Below are 6,759 nucleotides of genomic sequence, written 5' to 3'. Positions count from 1 at the left end.
ACTTACGTTACACAAAACATTTGTAACTGCCGCTTCGCTTTCGTTACACAAAACAATTGTAACTGCCGTTTCACTTACGTTACACAAAACATTTGTAACTGCCGCTTCGCTTTCGTTACACAAAACATTTGTAACTGCCGTTTCACTTACGTTACACAAAACATTTGTAACTGCCGCTTCGCTTTCGTTACACAAAACAATTGTAACTGCCGTTTCACTTACGTTACACAAAACATTTGCTGAAAGAAATTAATTTTATGCCTTTCCTAATACATATTCCGCTAACACACTTTGAATTTTATAAATGTTAGTTGATTTATTAAAGTTTTTCTGAATCGGTAATTCACTACCTGAAACCCAAATTTTCAACTCTGCATCTAAATCAAACGTTCCCGCAGTTTCAACTGAAAAATGAAGAATACTCTTATATGGAATTGAATGATATTGCGTTTTCTTCCCAGTTACTCCTTGTTTATCGATTAAGATAAGTCTTTTATCCGTAAAAATAAAAGTGTCTCTTATAATTTTATAGGCATGCTTAATTGTTTCATGAGGTGTTAATAAATCTTTAACTTCTTCCCGTAATTTTTCTAGATTTACTTCACTTGCATTACCTATTATCCCATCAAATAAGCCCATCTTAACTCCTCCTCCAAATGTCCATCCTTCATTTAAAATATGAGATTATTTTTCCATACATTCAATGTAAATCTGCTGCAGTTAACCTTTAAAACTGAGTGCATTAGCATAAAACTCAGGTTAGGTGAATTAAAAAAGTAAGCACTTTCAGATTTTTACAGAAAAATCCAACATATACGTTCAATTTCGATTTTAAGACAATAAAAATACGCCCTCTCAAACAGTCAGCGCAAACTGTCTAAAAAGGCGTTATAATTTTCGCTACGTTATTTAAATTAGATTTACAGGTCAATCTCCGCTAGAACAAAGCTCAGCTTCGATATACCGATTAGCTCGCTTCATGTTGATTCATAATTGCCACGATTCCATGCTACATTTTCGACACTTAATAGAATTGAGAAAACCATAATTAGTTACTATAATTTTAGTAATCCTTAAGTTTTTCAGTGCCCACTGCCTTTTTGCTTAGTTAATCCGCGCTGGCAGATCGAAATCGTCTGAATCGTGGTTTTTTTGAACAACAAACTCAATAAGCAAATCTTCGCCTGTAAGCGCCCCTACTATACCTGTAATCAAATGACTATAATGATTCTCAAGCCAATCTCGGGCAAACGAATTTGGTGCAGCAATCGCCACAGTTGAACTACTTCCATTGTAAGACAGTAATTTTGTAGACTTAAACCACGTTTCGAAGCTTGGTTTAGAAATTTTTTGTTCAACTTGAGCCAGGATAATATTCCATAATTCTTCTAAATTTTCAAAGCTACTAATCTTTACTGCGCTCTTTAAATTAAGAATCTCATCTGGCATTTGTCCTTCTACTTCAGCTTTTTGCTTTGCAGGTTCTTCAAACATTTTTGGGCTGTTAATAACCGTCTTTTGCTTTCCTAGTTCTTCGGCTAAGAAATTAAAATTCTTTTCAACCTTATCAAAACGTTTGTCCACTTTTTCAAAGCGTTGATTCATGTCTTGCTTCATTTCAGCCATTTCGGCTTTCAATTCTTGTAACATTTCGATTATTGTTTTTTCAGTTTCGTTTGTCATTTTGACTACTCCTTAATTTATGTATGATACCATATTATTTCTCATCAATTATGCCTCGGCATAATTGCGTCCGAATCAGCTTTGTCTAGGCTCTTTATTTAACTAAAGCTCCCCTTTAATTGTATAACAGACTTGCATTTAATAATTCATTTTGCTGGTCTAAATCGAAAAAAGCTCTATTTACTATTTCGTACGAAAAATCCTTAACAATAATTTGATTTTCTATAAGAAGAACATTCCCATCCATATTCCGTTCCACATAATCCTTTAGGCCTTGTTTAGTGCAAATCGAACACCATCGCCTTTGACCATCGCTAAAGGTAAAAGTCACTTCAATATGTTCTAAAGATTTTTCACTTGAATCAATTATTTCATCATCAAATTTCCATTTAGCCAAAACAGGAACACTAGTCCCGTGTGGAACAAAATAATATTTTTTATACCATCTTGTTCGGTTGTTATCGTCAACTATCCTTATCTGTTCTTTTTTTTTATTCTCCTCTATGACCACATATTCTTTTCCGCGAGTTAATGCTCCACTATAAGAACCAATACTGTTACAAATTACAACTTCCTTCAAATCAGATCATCCTTAATCATAAGTCTTTTGGATAATTTTATTCTATATTATCACAACTGTTTGCTATAGTTCCCGCCACATGATTAAAAGCAGTTTTTTCTTAACTCAGGCAAAAAACTACTATAAGGTTCGAATATATTTAATAATTTTATAAAAATACAGGATGTGCTCTTTAGTTGATTGAATATCGACTTTCAATAAACTTAAAATTCCTTTAACATACCAAAGTTCTAACGTTTGGTAGAACTCATTCAAATTAACCGAAACTTCATATTCTGTTAAAAATACTTGAGTGTATGTATCAAATGCCTCTAAACTCGGAGGTAAATATGACGCAAAAATTGCTACTAAATCAAAATATCTAGGTCCTTTCCGTGCCTCACTAAAATCGATGAAGCAAACATTTCGTTCAGCAGTCAATAAAATATTCCATGCACCTAAATCTCCGTGAATCCAATTCGTCTGATTATGATCCAACACCTTTAATTTTTCAATTGATGGGCAAAGTTCCTCATAAATTTTTGGGAAGTTTTCATGTAAAAGTTCTTTTGTATCTATCCATAACCTATCTAATGCGAAACGATTATGACGCGCTGGTTCATAATGAAAATCCTTTAAATATTCTTGTAACATCTGATAAGTATTTAAAATCTTTTGCAAAGGAGCTTTTTCATTTACTGAAGGTACGTAAACCTGTATTTGAAATAAACTCTTATCTATTTGAGTAAATGGCTCATCCGACTTTGAAGTTAAAATCTCACTCACAATGTTATTATTTTTTGTTCTAATATGTTGTATAAGTTTATATTCAAAGTAAGCCTGCTCTTTCGTATCAACGGATTTCAAAATATATTTTTTTGAAGTATTTGTATGCAATAAATAGGTTGAAGCTGTTTTTCCATTAGTCAATAGAGTTTTATTTGTAATTGTAGGTATACCGAATTCCTTTACTATTTCTAAAAAATAATCCATAACTTATCACTCCTCTTCGCAAACAAAAGTTTAGAATACAAAAAGCCACGAAAGCTGATTTAACAGTAGTCCGTGGTCATTTAAATGCACATTATCTATACGTTTTTTATAAACCGTACTAACTACTTACTTATGATACAGTTCTCTGTAACGTATATAAAGAGGTTTTCTCTTCTTTACGATCGATCAATTTATTTTCTCTAAGAATACGTGAGCAAGATTTGCTTACTTGTTAATGAGACAACCTATCTAGCGTAATCCCTTCATTACGTCTTGCCTCGTTGCCCACAGAGCAGGAAATAAAACTGCCGCCATACCTATTAATGGAGAAAGAACAATTATACCTCCCAGAAGTAAAGGCATTGATGGAAATGTAGTAGCATTTAAACTTTGAAGCAAACAGTATGTGGAATTCATCGATAACCCTACTGCAAATATTCCAACTGTTCCCGTTAAAAGAGCTCCTTCAAGCAATAGCAACGAAAATAACCGTTTCTTTGTATAACCAAGTACACGTAGCATACTTAATTCTTGGATTCTTTCCTTAATACTACTGGCTGTACTATTCATTAACCCGATGATAGTAAACAAAATGATTAATCCTACAGCTAGAAATAATATGAAAAAGCGTTGTAACAATTGTTCTTCTAAGTCATTCAATTCTTCTGCTCTATTATATAAAATTGTATTAGCATACTGCGGTTGTTGGATCAGTGATTGAACTTCTTCCATTGTTTCTTGTTGGTCTATATCTGATGTAATATTCATCTCTACACTATGAAGAGTATGAATCTGAAACATATCTTCCATATTTTTTTTAGTAGTGAATACTTTGTAGTCGTCACTCATGTGCTCTGAATTGGTTATAATACCTTCGACGATAAATTCTTTCTTATCCACTTCATCCACATTTTCAGACATATCAGCTTCTATTACATCGCCTAAATGATATCCTAATTTCTTTGAAGTAGACTCTGTTATCATAACGCCGTTAGGACTCAAATCTTCCTCTAGATGAATACCGTCCTTTATCTGAACCTCATTTTTATCTAAGCTGTATTGTAAATCAGTCCCACTAAGAGCAAGTATCACTTCACCTTGTTTTGAAGGGAGATTCATCGTATCAAACAGCTTTACATTTGTGTAAAAATGCGCCTCTATATTAGGGCTTTCACTGACAAGGTCATAGAATGAAAATGGAAACCCCTCTTCTATTTCTGATCCCACAGACACTAATTTCAAGTCATTTGGGTAAGTATCCTTGATTGTTTCAGTTGTGTTCACTTTAACACTTGTTAATACCACCATTCCTATAATAGAGATGATAACCCCTAAAGTGAAAATAGTAGAGATTTGCACATTTCTGCCTAATTGTCTTAGTAAATTTTTTGTAGCTAATAAGCCTTCTGCTCTAACCCTTAATTTTCGATCTAACAGACTTATTCCTTTCTCAAATAACACAAACATTAGAGGGATCGTCATAAATATTAATGCTATAAACAAAACTGCGTTAATAACATATATAAACCTCGATTGCCACTGCCATTGATTAAGGGCAAATAATATAGTTATGAATACTGCATACAACAAACTAATCATGAAATACCTTTTAGTAATACCTTGGATGTTTTTCACACCTCTATAAACAACAATTGGTGGAGAAAGACTTGCTATATAGCCAGGAATGAGTGAAGATAAAAAAATGATTACTGTAAAAATCCCCAAACTAAATAATATATCGTGGTATGGTAATACAATACCGGCATTTGGAATATTCATTAGTCTTAAAAACACATCAAGTGTAAGAAAAGGGACTAGAATACCAACAAGGATTCCCACTGCTACAGAAACTAATCCTACCATCATCGTTTCAATTAAAACTAAAAACATAATGTGTTTTTTCCCAAAACCTAATAGGCGTAGCGTTGCAAGTTCCTTTTGTTTTTCCTGAATGGACATTCTCATTGTGCTAATAAGTATCAATGCACTTATAAGGTAAATGGCAATATTAAGCCCCTTTACAAATGGTCCAAGCCCGCCAATATTATTACGTTCATTATCAATCTCTAATCGATTATCAATAAAAAAACCCTGGTTAAGCTCTCTCAATTCTTGAACAACATCCGATTTCTTTTCAATATCATCTAACTTAATAATCAATGCGGTTGTTATTCCATCGTTTAAAGTAACTTCTTGAAGCCAATGAAAGTCGAGAATGACCATATTCGATAAGGCTTCATGCTCTTCAGTAATTCCCGATACCGTAACATCTCTTTTCCCTTGTGGTGGAAAATTCATTTCTATCATCGAGCCAATTTGCAAATTATTCAATTTAGCGTATGTGGGAGAAATTAAAGCTTCTTGTGCTTTAGGGAAATTACCAGATTTTATTGATACAAACGGATATTCATAAGCCAACTCATCATTGTTAAAACCAATGTAAGTTGGTTCGCCCCACATATCATACTCTACTTCTTTGTTTAAGTATGGGTATAGGAAGGGACTTATTTTCTCCACTCCTTCTATCGTCTCTATCGTATCAATCTCTAATTTAGTAAGTGACTTATGACTATCTTGATAACCAACTACTATGTCAAAATCGCCATGCAAATCTTTGATTGTCTGTTCATTTGATTCTTGTAAACTAGCTAATAATATTTGCACAATTACAATTAGAGCAACACCTAGAGAAATACCTAAAACTAAGAATGCGTTTCTGGCCTTATGGTTGAATATTGAATTAATAGCTGCTTTAATAAATAATCTCATAAGCTTAGTTCCTCAATCTTAGATGCAATAATCCTGACTACTTCATGATCCTTCAAGCTTGAGTTTTTTAAATTTAGCGTATCGCAGATTTTACCGTCATGCATGAAAATAACTCTATCAGCATAAGCAGCTACATTTGCATCATGTGTTACTACAATTAACGTATGTCCCAGTTCCTCACAGAAGTTACGTAGAATACTCATCATAGCTTTAGAGGTTTTTGAATCAAGGCTACCAGTAGGTTCATCTGCTAGAATTAATTCCGGGTCATTTATAAGTGCTCTCACTATCGCTACTCTTTGTTGTTGACCGCCAGATAATAGATTAGGTTTAGATTGTATAAAAGAACCTAAACCAACCAAATGCAACAAGTCAATCGCTTTTTCTTCTAATTCTTTCTTATTCTTTACAGTTAGCATTGCTGGGAGGGTAACATTCTCTATAACGGACAATACAGGAATTAAATTAAATAATTGAAAAATAAACCCTATCTTTTCTCTGCGTAAACGAGTCAATTCGTGATCAGAATACCCCTTTATATTTTCACCACTTATCAGAACTTCTCCCTGATCATATGTATCTAGCCCAGATATCATATTTAAAAGGGTTGATTTTCCAGAACCACTTGTCCCCATTATTGCGACAAATTCGCCTTTTTCAATTTCTAATTCAATATGATTTAATGCCTTTACTTGACTTTGACCTTGACCATATATCTTAGAGAGTCCTCTCACGCTAAGAACTGACATTTTTTA

General features: G+C 33.3%; 6 protein-coding genes and 1 pseudogene. 1 reads left to right on the top strand and 6 read right to left on the bottom strand.

All coding sequences use genetic code 11. From position 1 onward, the window contains the following. Positions 1–253: hypothetical protein (locus ABH966_RS15670; RefSeq protein ID WP_370079901.1), on the top strand; the 253-nt coding region annotated here is incomplete at its 5' end. Positions 254–255: 2 nt separating this feature from the next. On the opposite strand, the gene ABH966_RS15665 is transcribed toward ABH966_RS15670, so the two are convergent. From ABH966_RS15665 to ABH966_RS15640, 6 genes and pseudogenes are all read right to left on the bottom strand, one after another. Continuing rightward, entirely contained in the window at positions 256–639 is a 384-nt protein-coding gene (locus ABH966_RS15665; protein WP_370079899.1) for a PH domain-containing protein, read from the bottom strand. A gap of 471 nt (positions 640–1,110) precedes the next feature. Beyond that, positions 1,111–1,449, bottom strand: a pseudogene (locus ABH966_RS15660) (DnaA N-terminal domain-containing protein); the annotation flags it as partial. Positions 1,450–1,798: 349 nt separating this feature from the next. Further along, positions 1,799–2,263 (bottom strand): hypothetical protein, encoded by a 465-nt coding sequence (locus ABH966_RS15655; RefSeq protein ID WP_370079897.1) that lies wholly within the window; start codon positions 2,261–2,263, stop codon positions 1,799–1,801. Positions 2,264–2,383: 120 nt separating this feature from the next. Next, positions 2,384–3,235: a phosphotransferase enzyme family protein gene (locus ABH966_RS15650; protein ID WP_370079895.1), complete on the bottom strand. Its 852-nt coding sequence runs from the start codon at positions 3,233–3,235 to the stop codon at positions 2,384–2,386. Between the two features lie 249 nt (positions 3,236–3,484). After that, on the bottom strand, positions 3,485–6,004 hold the full coding sequence (locus ABH966_RS15645; protein WP_370079893.1) for an FtsX-like permease family protein: 2,520 nt from the start codon (positions 6,002–6,004) through the stop codon (positions 3,485–3,487). Beyond that, positions 6,001–6,753 carry an ABC transporter ATP-binding protein gene (locus ABH966_RS15640; protein WP_370079891.1) on the bottom strand — a complete coding sequence of 251 codons (753 nt, stop codon included), beginning with the start codon at positions 6,751–6,753 and terminating at the stop codon, positions 6,001–6,003. The genes ABH966_RS15645 and ABH966_RS15640 overlap by 4 nt, the downstream gene beginning before the upstream one ends. Positions 6,754–6,759: the final 6 nt, after the last annotated feature.

The sequence above is a fragment of the Lysinibacillus sp. RC46 genome, assembly GCF_041262385.1.
Classification (GTDB): domain Bacteria; phylum Bacillota; class Bacilli; order Bacillales_A; family Planococcaceae; genus Lysinibacillus.
This window is presented reverse-complemented; position numbering and strand designations above follow the sequence as displayed.

Coding starts and splice junctions, on each gene's coding strand:
- ABH966_RS15665 (WP_370079899.1), bottom strand. CDS start 639: ATGGGCTTATTTGATGGGATAATAGGTAATGCAAGTGAAGTAAATCTA.
- ABH966_RS15650 (WP_370079895.1), bottom strand. CDS start 3,235: ATGGATTATTTTTTAGAAATAGTAAAGGAATTCGGTATACCTACAATT.
- ABH966_RS15645 (WP_370079893.1), bottom strand. CDS start 6,004: ATGAGATTATTTATTAAAGCAGCTATTAATTCAATATTCAACCATAAG.
- ABH966_RS15640 (WP_370079891.1), bottom strand. CDS start 6,753: ATGTCAGTTCTTAGCGTGAGAGGACTCTCTAAGATATATGGTCAAGGT.